The sequence below is a fragment of the Schumannella luteola genome, from assembly GCF_013408685.1.
Classification (GTDB): domain Bacteria; phylum Actinomycetota; class Actinomycetes; order Actinomycetales; family Microbacteriaceae; genus Schumannella; species Schumannella luteola.
Window position 1 is genome coordinate 3,611,328 of sequence record NZ_JACBZY010000001.1, and the last position, 21,575, is coordinate 3,632,902.

Here is a 21,575-nt window from a genome sequence, read left to right on the forward strand (position 1 = left end):
GGTCAGCTCCCTGCGTACTTCTGAGTCGAGCCCGCATTGGGCAGATAGACGGTCGTGGACATCGAGACCGGAACCGTCGAGCCGGCTGCCTGGGCTGTCAACGAGATGTTGACGCCGATGATGAGACCGACGTTGGTCGTCGTCACGGTCGATACCGTGCACGGGCTCGACGCCGGTGCCGGGCAGGTCCCCTGGATGTAGTTCAGGCTGAAAGCAGTGACCCGCGAGCCCAGGTTGCGTTTGTTCGACGGTGCGGTCGAGAGCGGGTACGACGCCGAGGATGACGGCACAGTCCAGGCGTTGCGGACGATCGTCCCGTTCTCGAGTGAGTAGGCGACCTGCAGGGGCATGCCGATCGGATTCGGACGGGCGACGTCACTGTAGGTGATCAGGCGGATCTTCTCGCCCGTGACCGTCGCTTCGCTTCCGGGCCGCACAGCCCAGGTGATCGGCGAATTGCCCGGGATGTTGACGCCGGCACGAATGTCCGTGCTCATCGCATCGAGGACGTTCTGCGCCTCCGCGGTGCTGCGACTGCGGTCGTTCGTCAGCGTCGTCACCTTCCCTACCTGGACGAGCATCGTGCCGACCAGCGACAAAACCAGAGCGGTGAGCGCCATTCCGACGATCATCTCGATCAGCGAGATACCTGCTTCGCCGCCGGCGCCGTGCTGCAGGCGCCGCTTGATCGCGCCGATCACGATGCGCTCCGCGGGTCGAGGGTCGCCGTGCCAGCCGGGCTGGTCGAGTAGGCGTTCGTGAGCGCCTGAGCCGAGAGCGGGAAGCTCAGGCCGAGGAGCCCGCCGTAGCTGAGAGACCACGTGCCGTAGGGCAGCGCGAGCTTGGGAGAGTTGTTGTTCTTGACCGTGAAGGTGTACTTCTGCCCGGTCGCGCAGCCCGGGTCTCCCGGCCCGGCGGCGGCGCTGGTCGCGACGACCGTGTACGTGCCGTTGCTCGGAAGACCGGTCGCCTGCACGACACCCATCGGAACGCCGTAGCTCGGGGAGGTGTTCGGAAGGGCGGTCACCGGGTCCTGACGCACGCCGTCGAGGAGGTTCTTGCCTCCCGCGGAGCCGGCGTCCCAGTTGCCCGGGTCGGGCGACAGACAGGTCGTGGCTGCGCCCTGAGCGGGAGCGAACGCGCCCGCGATGGCGGTGTAGCCGACCTTCGCCGCGGGAAAGAGATCCACGCGCGAAGGCGTGCCGCTGACCGTGTAGTACGGAGGGATGTCGGCCGAGGTGAACCAGGTCGTCACAAGGTCGGTCGGGTAGATGACGTTGCTCTGACCCGTCGGGTAGCTCGTGTTGACCGAGGTGTCGACGTCGTAGTCGAACGAGACGGGGACGGCCGAGCCGGCGGTGACGTTGAGGACCTGCGACACCGAGGTCTTCTGGTGCTTCCGGTCGACGTTGCCCGTGACATCGGCGGTGACCGTGTAGCTGCCCGGGGCGACGCCGGTGATGAAGGCGCAGCCGTCGGTGTTGGTCTTGGGCACCGTCAGGGCGATGCCCCCGGTGCTCTTCGCCGAGAGCTGGAGGTTCGCGTAGCCGGATCCGTCGGACTTGGTGACCTTGATGAAGATCGTGCCGTTACCCGGGTCCTTGATCGTGTTGTCGGCGCTGATGAGCGCATCCGAGGTCGCGGCCGGCGTGGTCTGCAGCTGCGTCGACCAGATGGTCTCGACGCGCACGCGGAGAAGCTGGAAGCTGCTGTCGACGGCGCCGCAGCTGCGGTCGGCCCCGGAGGTGTCGGTCCACGCGACCGTCTGGAACGTCGTGTAGGTGATGCCGTCGATCTGCATGGTCGACGACGGCGAGGTCTTCGAGCTGGACTGCACCGAGTAGGGCGACTGAGTGCGGACGTAGTCGAGCTGCGCCGAGTTCAGGTTGAGCGCGACGGCGCGGCTCTGCGCGTCGCCGGCGATCTTCGAAGAGATCACGAGGCCCTGCGCCACGCCGACGGCGATGAGCGCGAAGATCACCATCGCGACGACCACCTCGACGATGCCGAGGCCGGTGTCGTCGGCGGCGACGCGGGCCGCGACGCGCTGTGCGCGGAGCCGTGCGTTTCGGAGCCAGATCATTTCCGCCCCCCGCGGTTCGATCATGGACAGGTGTACTGAAGCCGCGGCTGCGGTCATGCACCGGTGCCGGGGACTAGGTCCCCGGCACCGGCACGTCGCCCTGGCGGGCGCGCGTTGAGTCTTAGCTCATGACGCCGGCGTTGCAGGTGCCGGTCGCGATCGCCTTCTTGTCGGAGACGGCGAACCGCGTGCCCGAAGCGCTGACAGCAGTGATGCAGAAGCCGCCGTTCGAAGCCACGACCGTGATCGCGGGCAGGTCGCCGGCCGTCGCGCTCTTGTAGTTCGACGCGTCCGACTGGGTGTAGCCCTGGCCCTCGAGTCCGGTGAGCGCGGTCGGGTAGTTGCCGTCCTGGGTGTACTTGGCCACAACAGCGGTCTTGGCGTTGCCGAGGTCCGACTTGACGGCCGAGTCCTTCGCGTTGTTCTGAACGCCGATGTAGACGGGGATCGCGATCGCGGCGAGGATGCCGATGATGATCACGACGACGAGCAGCTCGATGAGCGTGAAGCCCTTGTCGCCGTTCTTCACGCGGTCCATACGGGCCGCCAGGATGTCCTGGATGCGGGTCATTTTCTTATCCGTTTCTTCGTCTGATTTGGATTTGCGAGCCGTCCCCCCAAACGGGCTGACCCGACATGTATGAAGTTATTGGCGTGTCTGCCGGCCCGGAATCCCGCGGATGGGGGTAATCTTCGCCATCCGCGTCCCCAGTCCGGGGGCAGGCGATCCGGCTACTGCTGCACGACCTGGATCATGTTGAAGATCGGCATGTAAAGCGCCACGATCATCCCTCCGATCACGACGCCGAGGAACGCGATCAGAAGCGGCTCGATAAGGCTCGTCAGGGCCTTCGTGGTCGCCTCGACCTCCATGTCGTAAAAGTCCGCGACCTTGCTCAGCATCGTCTCCAAGGCGCCGGAATCCTCGCCGACGGCGACCATCTGCACGACCATCGACGGGAACACCGACTCCTCGGCCAACGGGCCGGCGATCGACTTGCCCTGGCGGACCGAGTCGGCGACCTTCTTCGCGGCGTTCTCAACCACCCAGTTGCCGGAGGTCTCGCCGACGATAACCAGAGCCTGCAGGATCGGCACGCCCGCGCCGATCATGTTCGACAGGTTTCGCGAGAAGCGCGCGATCGCGATCTTGCCGTTCAGCTGACCGAAGACCGGAAGCTTCAGCATGATCGGGTCGAAGCGCTGCCTGACTTCCTCGCGATTCTTGTTCGTGCGCCACCAGACCGATCCACCGATCGTCACCACCAGGATCGCGGGAACAATCCACCACATGTTCTGCGAGAGACCGACGAGAATCATTGTCGGCGCTGGGAGATCCTTCCCTGCGCTAGAAAACATCTTCTGGAAGATCGGGACGATGAAGATCAGCATGACGATCACGGCGAGAACGGCGATGCCGAGCACCATCACGGGATAGGTCATCGCCGACTTGATCGTCGCCTTGAGCTTCGATTCTTTTTCGAAGTTCTCGGCGATGGTGGCGAGCGCGTCCTCAAGGAATCCGCCGGTCTCACCCGCCCGCACCATGTTGACCATGATCGGCGGGAACTCCACTGAGTGCTTCGCCAGCGCATCCGAGAGCGAGGCCCCGGACTCGACGTCGCGCGTCACCGCCCCCAGTACGCTCTTGAGCTTCTTGTTCTCGGTCTGCTCGGCGAGGATGTTGAGGGTCTTGAGCAGGGATAGGCCGGCCGACACCATAGTCGCCATCTGCCGGCTGAAGACGGCGAGTGCCTTGAGGTCGACGCCCTTGGAGAAGCTGCCGAGGGAGATCTCCCTCGCGAGCCCGGTCCCGCCGGTCGACTCGCGGATCTCGACCGGCGCCAGGCCCATCGAACGGAGCTTGTCGACGACAGCGCCCTCGCTCGAGGCCTCGAGTCGGCCGCTGACCAGCTTGCCGGTCGAGTTACGGCTCTTGTAGTCGAAGTTGCGAGCGGCGATCGCGGTCGCGGCCATCAGTGGCGTCCCTTCTGGTCTCCGTAGTCGGTGAAGTCGAGCGACACGAAGCCGCCCTCAGTCCCGACCGCGTTCATGTCGACGCGGGTGATGAGGCGCTCGAGCGTCTCCGGGTCCTGCGACTTCTCCATCGCGACGGAGCGCGTGATGGTTCCGTCGTTGACCAGCTGCGCGAGCGCCTGGTCCATCGTGTGCATGCCCTGCGAGGCGCCGGACTGCAGCACCGAGGTGATCTGGTACGTCTTGCCCTCGCGGACGAGGTTCGAGATGGCGGGCGTGGTGAACATGACCTCGGTCGCGACCGCACGGCCCGATCCCCCGGCCTTCTTCACCAGCGTCTGGCAGACGACGCCCTGCAGGGTCGCGGCCAGCTGGGTGCGCACCTGGTCCTGCTGGTGCGGCGGGAAGACGTCGATGACGCGGTCGATCGTGGTCGGCGCGCTCTGCGTGTGCAGGGTCGCGAACACGAGGTGGCCGGTCTCGGCGGCGGTCAGCGCGATCGAGATGGTCTCGAGGTCGCGCAGCTCGCCGATGAGGATGACGTCGGGGTCCTGGCGCAGCACGTGCTTCAGCGCGTTGCCGAAGCTGTGGGTGTCGCGGCCGACCTCGCGCTGGTTGATCAGCGACTTCTTGTTCTTGTGCATGAACTCGATCGGGTCCTCGACCGTCACGACGTGATCGCGGCGGGTCTCGTTGACCAGGTCGATCATGGCGGCGAGCGTCGTCGACTTGCCCGAGCCGGTGGGGCCCGTGACGAGCACCAGACCGCGGGGCAGGGTCGAGAACGAGCCGACCTCCTCGCCGATGCCGAGCTCGCGCAGGGTCTTGATGTGCGTCGGGATGATGCGGAAGGCCGCGCCCATCGAGCCGCGGTCCTGGTAGAAGTTCACGCGGAAGCGGGCGTTGGCCGACAGCGTGTAGGCGAAGTCGAGCTCGAGCACCTCCTCGAACTTCTTCTGGTAGTCCTCGCTGAGCAGCGAGTAGAGGCGGTCGCGCACCTCGGCGCGATCCCAGACGTCGTAGCCGGGGATCGGGCTGAGGCCGCCGTCGACGCGGAGCATCGGCGCGGCGCCCGAGGCGACGTGGAGGTCGGAGGCCCCGCTGAGCAGCACCTGCTGCAGCGCGGCGATCAGCTGCGCGTCCGGCGTGCCGGCGCCCGGGTTGAGGGCCGCGATCTCGTCGATCTCGGCCGCGCTCGGCGCGACGTCGGCGGGCGAGTCCGCGACGGCGACCGTGTCGAGCAGCTGCGTCGGCGCGGGCGCCTCGGCGGTGTCGACCGGAGCGGTCGGGAAGTCATAGGCGACCGTGGCCGGCTCCGCGACGTCGTCGAAGGAGATCGCCGAGAACGCATCCGGAGCGGGCGCGTCGACGACGGCGGTCGGCGTTGGCTCGGCGAAGGCGGGAGCCTCTGCCGCGGCAGCGGGAGCGAAGGCCGATTCGGCCGGAGCCGGGGCCCTGAGCACCGCATCCAGATCGATCGCCGGCGCCGTGGGAGCGAGCGACTCGGGCGCGCCGAGGTCGATCGCGCTGTCATCGACAGCCGGGGCGGCCTCGGCGGGCGCATCCAGGTCGAGCACCGATCCGGCCGCCTCGGGCGCGGTCGGAGCAGAAGGAGCGGAGGCCGACGCGAAGAACGCCGCATCCAGGTCGAGCGGAGCAGCGGCCGGCGCGACGTCATCGACCGAGTGCGACGCGGCAGCGGCCGGAGCCGGAGCAGCGAAGGACTCGAAGGAGAAGTCGGCGCCGCCGAAGTCGGGAGCATCCAGGTCGAGCACCGGCGCCGAGGAGGGCGCGGGCGCGTCGAAGGGGCTCTCGGACGCCGGGGCAGCGACGTCCGAGAGGTCGAAGACCGGCGCCGGGGCGTCGGTGGCCGGCACGCTCGGCGCCGGCGCATCCACCAGGTCGAAGACACGACCGGCGGGCGGCGGGGCCGCCTCGAAGTCGAAGGCCGCACCGGCGGCGGGCGCCGGGAAGCTGCCCGGCGTCGCGCCCGCGGCGGGCATCGGCGGCGGGAAAACCGTCTCGGGCGCAGGCGCGGGCGGCGCGGCGCTTCCCGGAGGGGAGGCGAACGCGGCGGAGGGGGTGCCCTGCGCTGCGCCCGAGACGGGGTCTCCATCGGGGGTCATGGTCGGCGGAGGCGACGTGAACAGGTTCTTGTCCGCCGGCGGCACCGGCGGAGTCGAGAACGGCACGCCGCCGCCCACGTCTGACAATGGGATGTCGTAGACAGGCTTTTCCATGATTTCCCCCCAGATCCGAATCGTCAGGCGACGACGCGGAGAATCTCTTCGATCGACGTCAGGCCCGCCTGGGCCTTCTGCCATCCGTCCATGCGCAGGGTGCTCATACCCTGGCTGATCGCGATCTTGCTGATCTCGGCGCTCGAGGCGCGGGACACGGCCATGCGCTCGATGTCCTCGCTGACCGACATGATCTCGTGCAGCGCCAGACGGCCCCGATAGCCGGTGTTGCTGCAGGTCGAGCAGCCGACCGGCATCCACAGCTCCGGCGCGGGCTGCGTCGGGTCGGTGGTGAAGCCCAGTCGGTGCAGGTCTTCCGGATCGTGCGCGTACGGCTGGCGACAGCGCTCGCAGAGCCGGCGCGCCAGACGCTGAGCGACGACCGAGTCGAGCGCCGATCCGACGAGGAAGGGCTCGATGCCCATCTCGGTCAGACGGGTGATCGCGCTCGGCGCGTCGTTCGTGTGCAGCGTCGACAGCACGAGGTGACCCGTGAGCGACGCCTCGATCGCGATCTGCGCCGTCTCGTGGTCGCGGATCTCACCGATCAGCACCACATCGGGGTCGGATCGCAGGATCGACCGCAGCGCGCTCGCGAAGGTGAGGCCCGCCTTGACGTTGACCTGCACCTGGTTGATGCCCGGCATGCGGTACTCGACCGGGTCCTCGACCGTGATCACGTTGATCTCGGGACGCACGACCGCGTTGAGCGTCGTGTAGAGCGTCGTCGACTTGCCCGAGCCGGTCGGGCCGGTGACGAGGATCATGCCGTAGGGCTTGGTGTAGCTGTTGCGGTAGATCTCCGCGTTGCGCGGGGTCAGCTGCAGCTGGTCCATCGACACGCTCGTGTTCGAGTTGTCGAGGATTCGCATGACGACCTTCTCGCCCCACACCGTAGGCAGGGTCGCGACGCGCAGGTCGATCTGACGACCGCCGTGACGCACCGACAGGCGGCCGTCCTGCGGCTTGCGCCGCTCGGCGATGTCGATGTCGCTCATGATCTTGAGGCGCGAGATCACGCCGTTCTGGATGTTCTTGGGCGCCTTCTGCATGATGTGGAGCACGCCGTCGATGCGGTAGCGCACCGTCAGCTCCATCTCACCGGGCTCGATGTGGATGTCGGAGGCGTGGTCCTGGATGCCCTGGCTGATCAGCAGGTTCACGAAGCGCACGATCGGCGCGTCGTCTTCGAAGGCGTCGGCGACGGCGACATCCGTCGACGCGTCGCTCTCCTCCTGGATGAGGCCCTGCAGCTCGCTCAGCTCGCCGTCGGCGCGGTGGAACTTGTCGATCGCCGTCATCAGGTCGCCGCGCTCGGCGACGACGGCCTTGACGCGCAGACGAGCGGCGGCGCGCACGTCGTCGAGCGCGAGCACGTTGCCCGGGTCGGCCATGGCGAGCGTCAGCTGGTCGCCCTGCACCGAGAGCGGCAGCACCTCGTAGCGGCGGCAGACGGCGGCCGGCACGAGTGCGACGGCGGCCTGCTCGACCGGGTAGTCGAGAAGCTCGACGAAGGCGAGGCCCATCTGGGCTGCGCGCGCCGAGGCGAGGGAGGCGGGCGTGAGAACGCCCTCCTCGAGAAGACGATTGACGACGGCGGCCTCGTCGTAGTCCGGCTGATACACCGCATCGATGCTGGTGATCGGCATGAGGCCGCGGATGATGAGAATCTCGGCAAGGGAGGTCATGTCACCCCCTCAGATGACGGAACCTGCCGAATGCCGACCCCCCGCCGGCATCCGGTAACCCAGGCGCGACCTCGGGGAGTCCCGCCTGCTGACACGACAGTAGGGCCGCGTGTCGTGACAGCCCATACCCGCCTTGTGGGGGTAATAGGGGCACGCCCCTCGGGTGGGTGTCAGCGGTCTGGTGTCAGCGCGGGCGGCGGTAGGCGCGGATGCCGAACCAGGTCGCCAGCACGGTGACCGCCGCGAGCGCGCTGGCGACGAGCACGAACGGGCTCTGCGCCTGCACGAACAGCAGCCGCAGACTGGCGAGCCCGCCCGCGACGACGAAGACCAGATAGACGACCGCGGCGGCGACGAGCGCCGATCCCCAGGGACTCCGCGCGATCGCGGAGCGCGCCGTCACGAACCAGAGCGCGACGCCGGCGAGCAGCGTGGCGATCGGCACCGCGAACAGGCTCACCCCGGCCGGCACCGGGTCGCGGTCGGCGATGAGGGCGATCATCCCACCCACCGCGAACTGCGCCGCGGCCCACAGCACCGTGGTGAACAGCGCGACGAGGTACTCGGGTCGCGGGGCGGGCGACCCCGCTCCCCCGGTCCCGGATGGACGCCCGCCGGAGTCGCGGTCGGACGGCGCCGGATCAGACGGCGACGTATCCCCGCTCACGCTGCGCCTTCTTCTCGGCCTGGTCGCGATCGAATCGCTCGCGCGCCTCGCGGTTGCGCGCCACGACCTTGCGCCCGCGCGCGGCCGCGATGAAGCCGAACCACATCGCCGTCTCGCGCGCCGCGAGTCCGGCGACGATGAACCAGGGGTTCTCGATCTGCTCGACCAGCAGGTTGCGCGACGCCGCCGAGTCGAGGCTCGTGACGCCGGCGAGCAGCAGCGTCGTCACGATCGCCGCGGCGTAGACCAGCGCGCCGAGCACGAGACTCGTCACGACGTGAGCGAACCAGTGCGCCCGGTTGAGCAGCAACGCGAAGATCAGCGCGAGCACGGCGTAGGCGACGACCGGGATCACGAAGGTCTGGCCGGTGACGAAGTCGAGGAAGGTGGGCAGCCAGTCGGCGGCGCGCTCGCGCAGCACGAGGATGCCCGCCACGATGCCGCCGTACAGGGCGCCGAAGACGATCGACGACAGCAGCGCGAATCCGGCGCCGAAGAGCCGGTTGTGCTGCGCCTTCGGCGGCTCGACGTCGTCGGTCGCGAGGAACGACGAGAAGGCCTCGTGATCGACCGCCGGCAGCGGCTGCGCGCCGGTCGGATAGGTCGTGGAACCGGTGGTCGGCTCGAGCGGCTCGTCGAACGCGCGCGAGCGCTCGGCGACCGGCACGGGGATGATCGGCTCGGCGGGCGCGGTCGACGCGGCGACCGGGGCGGCGACCGTCTCCGCGGCGGGCTGCCGCGTCGCGGCGGATCGCGCCGTCGCGGTGCTCTCGGCATCACGCGAGTCGGCGAGCAGCTCGGCGACGGGGATGGCGGTGGTCGCGGGCGGCTCCTCCGGCTCGATCAGCTGCGGCGCCGCGGGGTGCGGGGGCTCGGGCGCGTCGGCGGCCGGCGGGGTCGCCGCGAGCGGCGTCGCGGCAGCGGCGGGCACGGGCGCCGCTTCGGGCGACGGCGCATCGTCGCGCACGGCAGCCTGCTGCAGGCGCGGCGCCTCGGTGGTCTCCTGCGCGGCGACCGGCTCAGCGGAGGCCGCGGCGGTCGGCGGGGCGACCTCGGCCTCGGCCGGCTCGGCGACGATGCGCGGCGCCTCCTGAGTCCACTGCGGCGCGGCCCGATGGGCGGCATCCGCCTCGGCGTCATCGCTCGATGCGGAGGCGGTGTCGGCGTCGGCGTCGACGGTCGGCTGCGCGTCGACATCGCCCAGCGAGGTGGTGGCGGGCTCGGTGATCGACGGCGCGTCGTGCTCCGCGGCGGCGGTCTCGTCGGCGGGCTGATCCGGGGTCTCGTCGGCGATCGGAGCGGAGCTCTCGTCGACGATCGGCTCCGACGACTCGTCGTCGGGCCGGCGGGCGCCGTTCTGCGGGGACGCTGCGTCGCTCATGACGCCTCCTTCACGGGGGATACCTCATGCTAGCGACGGCCCTCCCCCGCTCCGGGGAGGCGGGCCGAGCGCGCGAGGATGCGTCGCGACGCGAGGCGATCGCCCGTGTTCGCCTCAGCTGCAGGCGCCGGAGGCCACGCCGCCCTTCTCGGTCACCGAGAAGGTCGTGCCGGTGGGGCTCGTCGCCCAGATGCAGAAGTTCGCGGCGTTGCTGGCGGGCTTGGTCGACCCGGCCCACTGCGGCGCCTTGCCGGAGGGGTACTCGACACTCACGCCGCTGTAGCCGAAGGTGCGCAGCGTGCTCGTGTCGAGCGTCGACGGGAACTGCCCCTGCGTCGTGATCGAGTAGGCGATCGCCGCCGACTTCGCGGCCGTGAGGTCGGTCTTGACCCCGCCGTCCTTCGCGCTGTTCTGGGCGCCGATGTAGACCGGGATCGCGATCGCGGCGAGAACGCCGATGATCACGACGACGATGAGCAGCTCGATGAGCGTGAAGCCGGCGTCATCCCGCGTGGTCGCGCCGACGGTGCGGTCGCGCAGCCCGAGCCGCGCACGGTGCACTGCACCCATGTGTTCCCCCTGAAACGGAACGCGGATCCCCATCCGCGCTCCTGTCGAACCGGATCGCGGGAGTCCCGTCTCGCGACCGTCCTCGCAGAGTAGGCGAGCAGTGCTCGACCACGGCAGTCCCCGTGCGGGTCTCCCCCGAGCGGGGTGCACCGGATCGTCGACGGATGTCGCGCAACGGACCCCGGATACGACGGAAGCCCCCGCATCCGAGGATGCGAGGGCTTCCGTTCGTTCAGCTACGAGATCAGCTGGCTGATCCGATCAGCTGTAGGTGCCCGGCGAGTAGTCGTCAGAGCTGAAGCTGTCGAAGTCGACGAAGCTCAGGTCCGACTCCGAGAACACCGCGTCGTCGGTGAAGATGCGGTTCGGGTAGCGCTCCGCCTTCGCCTCCTCGGTGGCCTCGACCGTGACGTTGCGGTACTTGCCGAGGCCCGTACCGGCCGGGATCAGCTTTCCGATGATCACGTTCTCCTTGAGACCGACCAGCGGGTCCGACTTGCCCTCCATGGCGGCCTGCGTCAGAACACGGGTCGTCTCCTGGAACGACGCGGCCGACAGCCACGACTCGGTCGCCAGCGAGGCCTTGGTGATTCCCATGACCTCCTGACGGGCCGACGCCGGCTTCTTGCCGTCGACGATGGCACCGCGGTTGATCTCCGTGTACCGCGAGCGGTCCACGAGCTCACCCGGCAGCAGGTCGGTGTCGCCGTGCTCGACGACGGTGACCTTGCGCAGCATCTGGCGCACGATGACCTCGATGTGCTTGTCGTGGATCGGCACACCCTGCGAGCGGTACACGCCCTGCACGCCGTCGACCAGGTGCTGCTGCACGGCGCGGACGCCCTTGACGCGCAGCACCTCCTTCGGGTCGAGGTTTCCGGCCACGAACTGCTGGCCGAGCTCGACGCGCTGGCCGTCCTCGACGAGGAGCGTCGCACGCTTCAGCACGGGGTAGGCATGCACCTCGTCGCCGTTGTCGGGCGTGAGGATGATGCGGCGCTGCTTCTCGGTGTCCTCGATCTCGATGCGACCGGCGGCCTCCGCGATCGGGCTCGCGCCCTTCGGAGTACGGGCCTCGAAGAGCTCGGTGACACGGGGCAGACCCTGGGTGATGTCGTCCGCACCGGCGGTTCCACCCTGGTGGAAGGTGCGCATCGTGAGCTGCGTTCCGGGCTCGCCGATCGACTGGGCCGCGATGATGCCGACGGCCTCGCCGATGTCGACGAGCTTGCCGGTGGCCAGCGAACGGCCGTAGCAGGTCGCGCAGACGCCGACCGCCGCCTCGCAGGTCAGAACCGAGCGCACCTTGATGCTCTCGATGCCGGCCGCGATGAGCTTGTCGATGAGCACGTCGCCCACGTCGTCGCCGGCCTCGCCGACGACGTTGCCCTTGGCGTCGACCGCAGCCTCGGCCAGCGAGCGCGCGAACACCGAGTTCTCGACGTTCTCGTCGCGCACGAGCTTGCCGTCGACCGTGTCCGCGATGCGGATCTCGAGGCCGCGCGTGGTGCCGCAGTCGTCCTCACGGATGATGACGTCCTGCGACACGTCGACGAGACGACGGGTCAGGTAACCCGAGTCGGCGGTACGGAGGGCCGTGTCCGCCAGACCCTTGCGGGCGCCGTGGGTCGCGATGAAGTACTCCGCCACCGACAGGCCCTCGCGGTACGAGGAGATGATCGGACGCGGGATGGTCTCACCCTTCGGGTTCGCCACCAGACCGCGGATACCCGAGATGTTGCGCACCTGCAGCCAATTACCACGGGCACCCGACGACACCATCCGGAAGATGTTGTTGCCGGCCGTGTACGACTTCTGCATCGAGGCGGCGACCTCGTTGGTGGCCTCCGTCCAGATGTCGACGAGCTCCTTACGACGCGAGGCGTCGTCGATGAGTCCCTTGTCGTACTCGCCCTGCACCTTGGCGGCCTGCTTCTCGTGCTTCGCCACGATCTCCGGCTTGTCGGAGGGCGTGATGATGTCGGAGAGAGCGACGGTGACACCCGAGCGCGTGGCCCAGTGGAAACCGGCGTCCTTGATGCGGTCGAGGGTCGCGGCGACCTCCACCTTGGGGTAGCGCTCGGCGAGGTCGTTGACGATCGCCGAGATCTTGCCCTTGTCGGCGACGGCCTCGACGAACGGGTAGTCCGTCGGCAGCGCCTCGTTGAACAGCGCGCGACCCAGCGTGGTCTTCACCAGCGCGGTCGAACCCTGCTCGAAGCCCTCGCGCTCGGCCGCCTCGGCCTCGCCGAGGTAGACGTTCTCGAGGCGGATGCGCACCTGGGCGTTGAGGTCGAGCGAACCCTGGTCCTTGGCGAGGATCGCCTCGGCGACCGACGAGAAGGCCCGGCCCTCACCGACAGCACCCTCCTTGAGGGTGGTCAGGTGGTGGAGGCCGATGATCATGTCCTGCGAGGGCAGGGTGACCGGGCGGCCATCCGAGGGCTTGAGGATGTTGTTCGACGCCAGCATGAGGATGCGGGCCTCGGCCTGCGCCTCGACCGACAGCGGCAGGTGGACGGCCATCTGGTCGCCGTCGAAGTCCGCGTTGAACGCGGCGCAGACGAGCGGGTGCAGCTGGATCGCCTTGCCCTCGACGAGCTGGGGCTCGAAGGCCTGGATGCCGAGACGGTGCAGCGTGGGCGCGCGGTTCAGCAGAACCGGGCGCTCGCGGATGATCTCCTCGAGCACATCCCACACCTGCGGGCGCGAACGCTCGACCATGCGCTTGGCGCTCTTGATGTTCTGCGCGTGCGACAGGTCGATGAGGCGCTTGATCACGAAGGGCTTGAAGAGCTCCAGCGCCATCTGCTTGGGCAGACCGCACTGGTGCAGCTTCAGCTGCGGGCCGACGATGATGACCGAACGGCCCGAGTAGTCGACGCGCTTGCCGAGCAGGTTCTGGCGGAAGCGACCCTGCTTTCCCTTGAGCATGTCGCTCAAGGACTTCAGGGCGCGGTTGCCGGTACCCGTGACGGGGCGACCGCGGCGGCCGTTGTCGAACAGCGCGTCGACGGCCTCCTGCAGCATGCGCTTCTCGTTGTTGACGATGATCTCGGGCGCGCCGAGGTCGAGCAGACGACGGAGGCGGTTGTTGCGGTTGATCACGCGGCGGTAGAGGTCGTTGAGGTCGGAGGTCGCGAAGCGGCCGCCATCCAGCTGGACCATCGGACGCAGCTCCGGCGGGATGACCGGGACGACGTCGAGCACCATCGCGGCCGGCGAGTTGCCGGTCGCCAGGAACGACGACACGACGCGCAGGCGCTTGATCGCGCGGATCTTCTTCTGGCCCTTGCCGGTGGCGATCTGCTCGCGGAGCAGCTCGGCCTCGGCGGCCAGGTCGAAGGCCTCGAGGCGCTTCTGGATCGCCTCGGCGCCCATGTGGGCCTCGAAGTAGAGACCGAAGCGGTCCTGCAGCTCGTGGAACACCGAGTCCTCGGGCTTCAGGTCGCCGACCTTGAGCGTGCGGAAGGCCTCCCACACGTTCTCGAGCTGCGAGATCTGCTCGTCGACGCCCTTGCGGGTCTGAGCCATCTCCTTCTCGGCGGCGTCCTTGACCTTGCGCTTCTGGTCGGCCTTGGCGCCCTCGGCCTCGAGGCCGGCGAGCTCCTCCTCGAGGGTCGCGAGACGAGCGGCGACGCGCGAGTCGCGCGCCTGCTCGAGCTGCTTGATCTCGAGGCGGATCTCGTTCTCGAGACCCGGGGCGTCGTTGTGACGACCCTCCTCGTCGACCGAGATCACCATGTAGGCGGCGAAGTAGATGACCTTCTCGAGGTCCTTCGGCGCCATGTCGAGCAGGTAGCCGAGACGGCTGGGCACGCCCTTGAAGTACCAGATGTGCGTGACCGGCGCGGCGAGCTCGATGTGGCCCATGCGCTCGCGGCGCACCGAGGACTTGGTGACCTCGACGCCGCAGCGCTCGCACACGATGCCCTTGAAGCGGACGCGCTTGTACTTGCCGCAGGCGCACTCCCAGTCGCGGCTGGGTCCGAAGATCTGCTCGCCGAACAGACCGTCCTTCTCCGGCTTCAGGGTGCGGTAGTTGATCGTCTCCGGCTTCTTGACCTCGCCGTACGACCAGGCGCGGATGTCCGTGCTGGTGGCGAGACCGATCCGGAGCTCATCGAAAGTAGTGGCTTCGAGCACTTACTTCTTCCTTCTTCTGACTTCTGTGAATCCTGATGAGGCCCGGATCAGATGTCGTCGATGGACGACGACTCGAACCGGCTGGAGATGTTGATGCCGAGCTCCTCGGCGGCACGGAAGACCTCGTCGTCCGTGTCGCGCAGGCTCACCGTGCTGCCGTCGGCCGAGAGCACCTCGACATTCAGGCAGAGCGACTGCATCTCCTTGATGAGGACCTTGAAGCTCTCGGGGATGCCGGGCTCCTGGATGTTCTCGCCCTTGACGATCGCCTCGTAGACCTTCACGCGGCCGAGGATGTCGTCGGACTTGATCGTCAGGAGCTCCTGGAGGGCGTACGCGGCGCCGTAGGCCTCAAGGGCCCACACCTCCATCTCGCCGAAGCGCTGGCCACCGAACTGCGCCTTACCACCGAGCGGCTGCTGGGTGATCATCGAGTACGGGCCGGTGCTGCGCGCGTGGATCTTGTCGTCCACGAGGTGGTGCAGCTTCAGGATGTACATGTAGCCCACCGACACGGGGTCGGGGAACGGCTCACCCGAGCGGCCGTCGAACAGACGGGTCTTGCCCGTGCCGTCGATGAGACGCTCGCCGTCGCGGGTCGGCAGCGTGGAGTCGAGCAGACCCTCGATCTCCTGCTCGAGCGCACCGTCGAACACCGGGGTCGCGACCTTGGTGTCCGGGGCGGCCTCGCGGGCGACCTCGGGCAGGCGCGCGGCCCACTCGGGAGTGCCCTCGACCTTCCAGCCCTGCTTGGCGATCCAGCCGAGGTGCAGCTCGAGCACCTGGCCGAAGTTCATGCGGCCGGGGATGCCGAGCGGGTTGAGCACGACGTCGACGGGGGTTCCGTCGGCGAGGAACGGCATGTCCTCGACCGGCAGGATCTTCGAGATGACGCCCTTGTTGCCGTGACGGCCGGCGAGCTTGTCACCCGCGGTGATCTTGCGCTTCTGGGCGATGTAGACGACCACGCGCTGGTTGACGCCCGAGCCGAGCTCGTCGTCGCCGTCCTGCGCGTCGAAGACCTTGACGCCGATGATCGTGCCCTCTTCACCGTGAGGCACCTTGAGCGAGGTGTCGCGCACCTCGCGGCTCTTCTCGTTGAAGATGGCGCGCAGCAGACGCTCCTCGGCGCTCAGCTCGGTCTCGCCCTTCGGCGTGACCTTGCCGACGAGGATGTCGCCGGGGCGCACCTCGGCGCCGATGCGGATGATGCCGCGCTCGTCGAGGTCGGCGAGCAGCTCGGGGCTGACGTTGGGGAGGTCACGGGTGATCTCCTCCTTGCCGAGCTTCGTGTCGCGCGCATCCACCTCGTACTCCTCGATGTGGATGGACGAGAGCACGTCCTCCGACACCAGGCGCTGGCTGAGGATGATCGCGTCCTCGAAGTTGTGGCCCTCCCACGGCATGAACGCGACGAGCAGGTTCTTGCCGAGCGCGAGCTCGCCGTTCTCGGTCGCGGGACCGTCGGCGATGACCTGACCGGCCTCGACGCGCTCACCCGCATCCACGATCACGCGGTTGTTGTAGCTGGTGCCCTGGTTCGAGCGGTCGAACTTGCGCAGGAAGTAGCTCTGCGTGCCGCCCTCGTCGAGCTGGATGGTGACCTCGTCGGCCGAGACCTCGGCGACGACACCGGCCTTCTCGGCGGTGATGACGTCACCGGCGTCGATGGCCGCGAAGCCCTCCATGCCGGTTCCGACGACGGGCGAGTCCGAGCGCAGCAGCGGCACGGCCTGGCGCTGCATGTTCGCGCCCATGAGGGCGCGGTTCGCGTCGTCGTGCTCGAGGAACGGGATGAGCGAGGTCGCGACCGACACCATCTGGCGCGGCGAGACGTCCATGTAGTCGACGCGGTCGCGCTCGACGAGCTCGACCTCACCGCCCTTGGGACGCACCAGGACGCGGTCCTCGGCGAAATGGAAGTCCTTCGTCAGCGGCGCGTTGGCCTGGGCGACGAGGAACTCGTCCTCCTCGCTCGCGGTCAGGTAGTCGATCTGGTCGGTGACCTTGCCCTTGACGACCTTGCGGTACGGGGTCTCGATGAAGCCGAAGGAGTTGATGCGCGCGAAGGACGCGAGCGATCCGATCAGGCCGATGTTCGGGCCTTCCGGGGTCTCGATCGGGCACATGCGGCCGTAGTGCGAGGGGTGCACGTCGCGCACCTCGACGCCGGCGCGCTCGCGGCTCAGACCACCGGGTCCGAGCGCCGAGAGGCGGCGCTTGTGGGTCAGACCCGCGAGCGGGTTGTTCTGGTCCATGAACTGCGACAGCTGCGAGGTTCCGAAGAACTCCTTGATCGCGGCGACGACGGGGCGCACGTTGATCAGGGTCTGCGGCGTGATCGCCTCGATGTCCTGCGTGGTCATGCGCTCGCGGACGACCCGCTCCATGCGCGACAGACCGGTGCGGACCTGGTTCTGGATGAGCTCGCCGACCGCGCGGATGCGGCGGTTGCCGAAGTGGTCGATGTCATCGACGTCGAGACGCAGGTCGACCTTCTTGCCGTCGCGCGTGCCCTCGATCGTGGTCTGCTCGGCGTGCAGCGCGACCAGGTACTTGATCGTGGCGAGGATGTCGTCGACCGACAGGACCGAGTCGCGCAGGTCGGCCTCGAGGCCGAGCTTGCGGTTGATCTTGTAACGGCCGACCTTCGCCAGGTCGTAGCGCTTCGGGTTGAAGTAGTAGTTGTCGAGCAGCGCACGCGCGGCCTCGGCGGCGACCTGCTCGCCCGGGCGCAGCTTGCGGTAGATGTCCTTGAGCGCCTCCTCCTTGGTGAGGACGGCATCCTTCTCGAGGGTCGAGGCGATCGACTCGTAGCCGGGGAACGCGGCGAGGATGTCCTCGCTGGTCAGACCCAGGGCCTTGAGGAACACGGTGACCGACTGCTTGCGCTTGCGGTCGATGCGGACGCCGACCTGGTCGCGCTTGTCGATCTCGAACTCGAGCCAGGCACCACGCGAGGGGATGACGCGGGCCGAGTAGATGTCCTTGTCGGACGTCTTGTCGGGGGTGCGCTCGAAGTTGACGCCGGGCGAGCGGACGAGCTGCGACACGACGACGCGCTCGGTTCCGTTGATGACGAAGGTGCCCTTCTCGGTCATGAGCGGGAAGTCGCCCATGAAGACCGTCTGGGTCTTGATCTCGCCGGTGAGGTGGTTCATGAACTCGGCGTTCACGTACAGCGGCGCGGAGTAGGTCTTGCCCTTCTCCTTGCACTCCTCGATGGAGTACTTCGGCGGCTCGAGCTCCGGGTGCGAGAAGCTGAGCTGCATGGTCTCGCCCAAGTCCTCGATCGGGGAGATCTCCTCGAAGATCTCGTCGAGTCCCGTGGTCTCGGGAACGCCGGCGTCGCCAGCCTCGCGCGCCTTCGCGACGCGGGACTTCCACGCGTCGTTGCCGACGAGCCAGTCGAAGCTCTCGGTCTGAAGGGCGAGAAGATCAGGAACGGTCAGCGTGTCCTGGATCTTGGCGAACGAGAGCCGCGAGGCTCCGCGGCCGTTCTTGGGGGAATTCGTACTGGATGCGGAGCGCGCAGCAGCCAAGGAAACAACCTCCGTGAGATCCGTCGATCTCAGTTGTCTGTCGGTTCGTGTGAGAGAAAGCTCGCCGAAACAGGTCCGGCCCCGCCGCTATCTTCGGGGCGCACCAGCCGACCGAAATATGACGGCATGGGAGAGTGGGAGCGCAAGGGACAAGCATAGCCCTGGAATGCGCGACACGTCTACCTTTTCCTTGACTCGTTTCGAGGATCGGCGTATAAGGGCCAGCCGGCCCCGGAATTCCGGGGCTTCGGCAGACCTGTCGCGGGGTCTGATGAGCGCAACCGGGCGGGGCGCATCCGCATTCCCGACGCCCGCTCCGCGGTGGACGCCACGGGTGGCCACGAATGCACGCCCCGGGCGGCGTGTCGCGTGCATCTGTGGCCACCCTCGAGGACGGGCGGGCGAGGCGGAGGCGGGTCAGGGGCGCAGGCGGGCGATCGCCTGGGCGCGAGTCGCGACGAGCAGCTTGCCGAAGATCGCGTTGACGTGGGTCTTGACCGTCGCGGTCGAGACGAAGAGCCGGCCGGCGATCTCGGGGTTGGCGAGCCCCTCGGCCATGAGCAGCGCGACCTCGGCCTCGCGGGCGGTCAGCTCGGGCTCGCGGCGCCGCAGCTCGGCGAGCGGATCGACGGATGCCGAGGCCTGCTCCGCCGCGTCACCGGAAGCCGCGGCCGCGGCGGCGCCTGCTGCCGGGGTCGCGCTCGCCGCGGCCAGTCCGCCGATCAGGCGCGCGCCGACCTCGGCGGCGAGCGTCGTCTGCCCGCTGCGCACCGCGCGCACGGCGGCGGCGATCTCGGCGCGGCCGGCATCCTTCGTCAGGTAGCCGCGGGCGCCGGCGCGCAGCGCGCCCATGATCGAGGCGTCGTCGGCGTAGGTCGTGAGCACGAGCACGGCGGTCTGCGGAGCCGCCTCGCGCAGGCGCTCCGTCGCGGCGGCGCCGTCGAGCACGGGCATGCGAAGATCCATGAGCACGACGTCGGGCGCGAGAGCGGTCGCCAGCTCGACCGCCTGCGCGCCGTCGACGGCCTCGCCGACGATCTCGATGTCGGGCTCGAGGCCGAGCACCGTCACGATGCCGTCGCGCACGATCGCCTGGTCGTCGGCGACGATCACGCGGATGCGCGGCGTGCCGCCGGCGGGCGCATCGGCGCCGTGCGCCGCCTCGGCCGAGGTCGGGCCTGCGGTCGCGGTCGGGCCTGCGGTCGCGCCCGCGCCCTGGCCGCTCACTCCGGCACCTCCGCCCGCACGACGAAGCGCGTGCCGGCACCCTCGACGCCGGTGCGCAGCTCGGCGCCCTCGATCTCGCTCACGCGCTCCTCCATCCCGGCGAGGCCGTGGCCGCCGCCCGTCGTCGCCGCGGCGCCGGCGGCGCCGAGCGGATTCGTCACCTCGAGCACGAGCCGGCCGTGGTCGGCGGCGGCGACCGGCGCCGCCGCCATGCTCGGCCGCGCGCCCGGAACCCGCCGCAGCTCGACCGTCACCGGCTGCCCGGCGGCGTGCTTGCGTGCGTTGCTCAGCGCCTCCTGCAGGATGCGGCGCAGCGCCGTCGCGGTCAGCGCCGGCAGCGCGCGCGGCGGGGCGGCGAGTCGCGCATCCACCTCGCCGCCGAGCGCGCGGTGCGCCTCGATCAGCTCGGCGAGCGCCGCGGTCGCGTCGCCGGCCGGAACCGGAGCCGCGTCCGTCTCGTCGGAGCGCAGCGCATCCACGGCCCGACGCGCGTCGCGGAGCCCGTCGACCGCGAGGGTGCGGGACGACCGCACGCGCGCGGCCGCCTCGTCGACGCGACCGGATTCGAGCAGAGCATCGACCGCATCCAGCTGCACGACCAGCGCGCCGAGCCCGTGCGCGAGCACATCGTGCAGATCGCGGGCGACGCGGGCGTGATCGTCGAGCCGCTCGGCGCGGCGCCGCTGCTCAGCGAGCTCGCGCAGCCGCAGCTCGGCCGCGTTGACCTGCCGCCGGCTGACGCCGACGAGCGCGGAGATGACCAGCATCGCCAGCGAGCCGACGATGACGCCGCCGAGGTCGCGGCTCTCGGACGAGGTGAGCAGCAGTCCGGCGCCGAGCGCGGCGACCGCCACCACGAACGCGACGACGCCGACGCGCACCGGGCGCTCGAGCCGGCCGATCACGAGCACCAGCCCGACCGCGAGCGGCACTCCCCCGAGCACGTTCGCCTCGAAGGCGACCAGGCCGCCGACGACGATCATCCCGAGCTCGAACCCGAACTGACGCCGCGGCATCGTGTCGGGCAGCAGGGTGCGCACGATCCACCCGATGATGCCCAGCGCGCAGGCGAGCCAGACCCACGGCGCCCGGTGGGTGGTGGCGAACATCGAGGCGAGTCCGAAGGCGAACACCCCGCCCCAGATCACGCTGAACAGCCAGCTGCGCCCGCCGCCGCGCGGCGCACCGGCGCGCGCGATCGCGTCGGCGGCGCGCGAGCTGAAGGTCACGGCTCCATCCTGCCGCCGACCCCGCACGGGCGGGCCGCACACGCGGCGGTGCCGCATCCCCGTGAGGATGCGGCACCCGACCGGAGCGCAGCGGCGAGATCGGCGCTCACGCGGCGCCCACGCCGGTCAGCTCCTGGTGGCGAGCCAGACGCATCTGGATGACGCCGGCCCGCACGAGGCGGTTCGCGCCGATGACGAGCAGGATCGCGCCGGTCGAGGCGACGAGCGCGCCGAACCCCATCGACCCGGCCCAGACGTCGATGCCGATGCGCACGGCGATGAGCGCGAAGAACAGGGCGGCACCGACCCAGCCGGTGCGGGTCTGCCACTCGATCACCTGACCGCGGCGGTCGACGACGTGGCCGTCGACGCTGCGGAAGCGGGTGATGACGCCCATGACGACGCCGATCGCGAGGCTGAGCGCCAGCTCGAGCAGCAGCAGCCCGAGGCCCTGCGCGGTGAACGCCGCGGCCGGCGTCGACTTCACGAGCAGGCCGAGGCCCACGACACCGAGGATCGCCGGCATGAGCCAGTTCGAGCGGGCGGTGAGGTTCTGCCAGGTCGACTGGCGGTAGCCGATGTACACGACCAGCGCGAGGCCGAGGGCGATCGAGATGAGGTTCTGAGCGGTCATGAGTCCACTGTCGCGAGCGACGGCGCGCGGCGAATCGGCCCGGGGGTGGGGCCGCGGGTGGAGATGAGAAGGATGCGGGTGGAGAGCCTGCACGCCCTCCACCCGCATCGGGGGCACCCGTGTCGGGTGGGATGCGACGCGGGGCACCACCACGAGCCCGCGCCGCATCGGGTCGGCCGGCGGGCGGTGCG

Annotated in this window: 14 protein-coding genes; all 14 read right to left on the reverse strand. The window is 69.2% G+C overall.

The genetic code is table 11. From position 1 onward, the window contains the following. Positions 1-2: 2 nt before the first annotated feature. Positions 3-701: a PulJ/GspJ family protein gene (locus BJ979_RS16635; protein ID WP_179569625.1), complete on the reverse strand. Its 699-nt coding sequence runs from the start codon at positions 699-701 to the stop codon at positions 3-5. Then, entirely contained in the window at positions 698-2,083 is a 1,386-nt protein-coding gene (locus BJ979_RS16640; RefSeq protein WP_179569627.1) for a carboxypeptidase-like regulatory domain-containing protein, read from the reverse strand. The genes BJ979_RS16635 and BJ979_RS16640 overlap by 4 nt, the downstream gene beginning before the upstream one ends. Positions 2,084-2,204: 121 nt before the next feature. Beyond that, positions 2,205-2,654: a type IV pilin protein gene (locus BJ979_RS18220; protein WP_425502499.1), complete on the reverse strand. Its 450-nt coding sequence runs from the start codon at positions 2,652-2,654 to the stop codon at positions 2,205-2,207. A 161-nt stretch (positions 2,655-2,815) separates the two neighbouring features. After that, entirely contained in the window at positions 2,816-4,060 is a 1,245-nt protein-coding gene (locus tag BJ979_RS16650) for a type II secretion system F family protein (RefSeq protein WP_179569629.1), read from the reverse strand. Further along, positions 4,060-6,300 carry a type IV pilus twitching motility protein PilT gene (locus BJ979_RS17995; protein WP_281360929.1) on the reverse strand — a complete coding sequence of 747 codons (2,241 nt, stop codon included), beginning with the start codon at positions 6,298-6,300 and terminating at the stop codon, positions 4,060-4,062. Before BJ979_RS17995 ends, BJ979_RS16650 begins: the two co-directional genes overlap by 1 nt. 23 nt (positions 6,301-6,323) lie before the next feature. Then, the gene (locus BJ979_RS16660; protein ID WP_179569631.1) at positions 6,324-7,988 is read right to left on the reverse strand and encodes a GspE/PulE family protein; all 1,665 of its coding nucleotides are present in this window, start codon (positions 7,986-7,988) and stop codon (positions 6,324-6,326) included. A 184-nt stretch (positions 7,989-8,172) separates the two neighbouring features. Beyond that, positions 8,173-8,655, reverse strand: a complete 483-nt coding sequence (locus tag BJ979_RS16665; protein ID WP_179569633.1) for a hypothetical protein — start codon at positions 8,653-8,655, stop codon at positions 8,173-8,175. Next, positions 8,630-10,036, reverse strand: coding sequence for an ECF transporter S component family protein (locus BJ979_RS16670; RefSeq protein ID WP_179569635.1), 1,407 nt, complete (start codon positions 10,034-10,036; stop codon positions 8,630-8,632). The genes BJ979_RS16665 and BJ979_RS16670 overlap by 26 nt, the downstream gene beginning before the upstream one ends. Before the next feature lie 114 nt (positions 10,037-10,150). Then, positions 10,151-10,606 (reverse strand): type II secretion system protein, encoded by a 456-nt coding sequence (locus tag BJ979_RS18000; RefSeq protein ID WP_281360930.1) that lies wholly within the window; start codon positions 10,604-10,606, stop codon positions 10,151-10,153. A gap of 261 nt (positions 10,607-10,867) precedes the next feature. Continuing rightward, positions 10,868-14,752, reverse strand: a complete 3,885-nt coding sequence (locus tag BJ979_RS16680; protein ID WP_179569637.1) for a DNA-directed RNA polymerase subunit beta' — start codon at positions 14,750-14,752, stop codon at positions 10,868-10,870. A gap of 47 nt (positions 14,753-14,799) precedes the next feature. Then, a complete protein-coding gene (gene rpoB / locus BJ979_RS16685; RefSeq protein WP_179569639.1) occupies positions 14,800-18,294 on the reverse strand; it encodes a DNA-directed RNA polymerase subunit beta in 3,495 nt (1,164 codons plus the stop codon). A 417-nt stretch (positions 18,295-18,711) separates the two neighbouring features. Next, positions 18,712-19,413 (reverse strand): response regulator, encoded by a 702-nt coding sequence (locus BJ979_RS16690; RefSeq protein ID WP_179570499.1) that lies wholly within the window; start codon positions 19,411-19,413, stop codon positions 18,712-18,714. A gap of 104 nt (positions 19,414-19,517) precedes the next feature. Further along, positions 19,518-20,750, reverse strand: a complete 1,233-nt coding sequence (locus tag BJ979_RS18225; protein ID WP_179569641.1) for a sensor histidine kinase — start codon at positions 20,748-20,750, stop codon at positions 19,518-19,520. A 106-nt stretch (positions 20,751-20,856) separates the two neighbouring features. Further along, positions 20,857-21,384 carry a hypothetical protein gene (locus tag BJ979_RS16700; RefSeq protein ID WP_179569643.1) on the reverse strand — a complete coding sequence of 176 codons (528 nt, stop codon included), beginning with the start codon at positions 21,382-21,384 and terminating at the stop codon, positions 20,857-20,859. Positions 21,385-21,575: the final 191 nt, after the last annotated feature.

Excerpts from the sequence above, each read along its gene's own strand:
- BJ979_RS16640 (WP_179569627.1), bottom strand. The coding sequence starts at position 2,083 with ATGATCTGGCTCCGAAACGCACGGCTCCGCGCACAGCGCGTCGCGGCC.
- BJ979_RS18220 (WP_425502499.1), bottom strand. The coding sequence starts at position 2,654 with ATGACCCGCATCCAGGACATCCTGGCGGCCCGTATGGACCGCGTGAAG.
- BJ979_RS16650 (WP_179569629.1), bottom strand. The coding sequence starts at position 4,060 with ATGGCCGCGACCGCGATCGCCGCTCGCAACTTCGACTACAAGAGCCGT.
- BJ979_RS17995 (WP_281360929.1), bottom strand. The coding sequence starts at position 6,300 with ATGGAAAAGCCTGTCTACGACATCCCATTGTCAGACGTGGGCGGCGGC.
- BJ979_RS16660 (WP_179569631.1), bottom strand. The coding sequence starts at position 7,988 with ATGACCTCCCTTGCCGAGATTCTCATCATCCGCGGCCTCATGCCGATC.
- BJ979_RS16670 (WP_179569635.1), bottom strand. The coding sequence starts at position 10,036 with ATGAGCGACGCAGCGTCCCCGCAGAACGGCGCCCGCCGGCCCGACGAC.
- BJ979_RS18000 (WP_281360930.1), bottom strand. The coding sequence starts at position 10,606 with ATGGGTGCAGTGCACCGTGCGCGGCTCGGGCTGCGCGACCGCACCGTC.
- BJ979_RS16700 (WP_179569643.1), bottom strand. The coding sequence starts at position 21,384 with ATGACCGCTCAGAACCTCATCTCGATCGCCCTCGGCCTCGCGCTGGTC.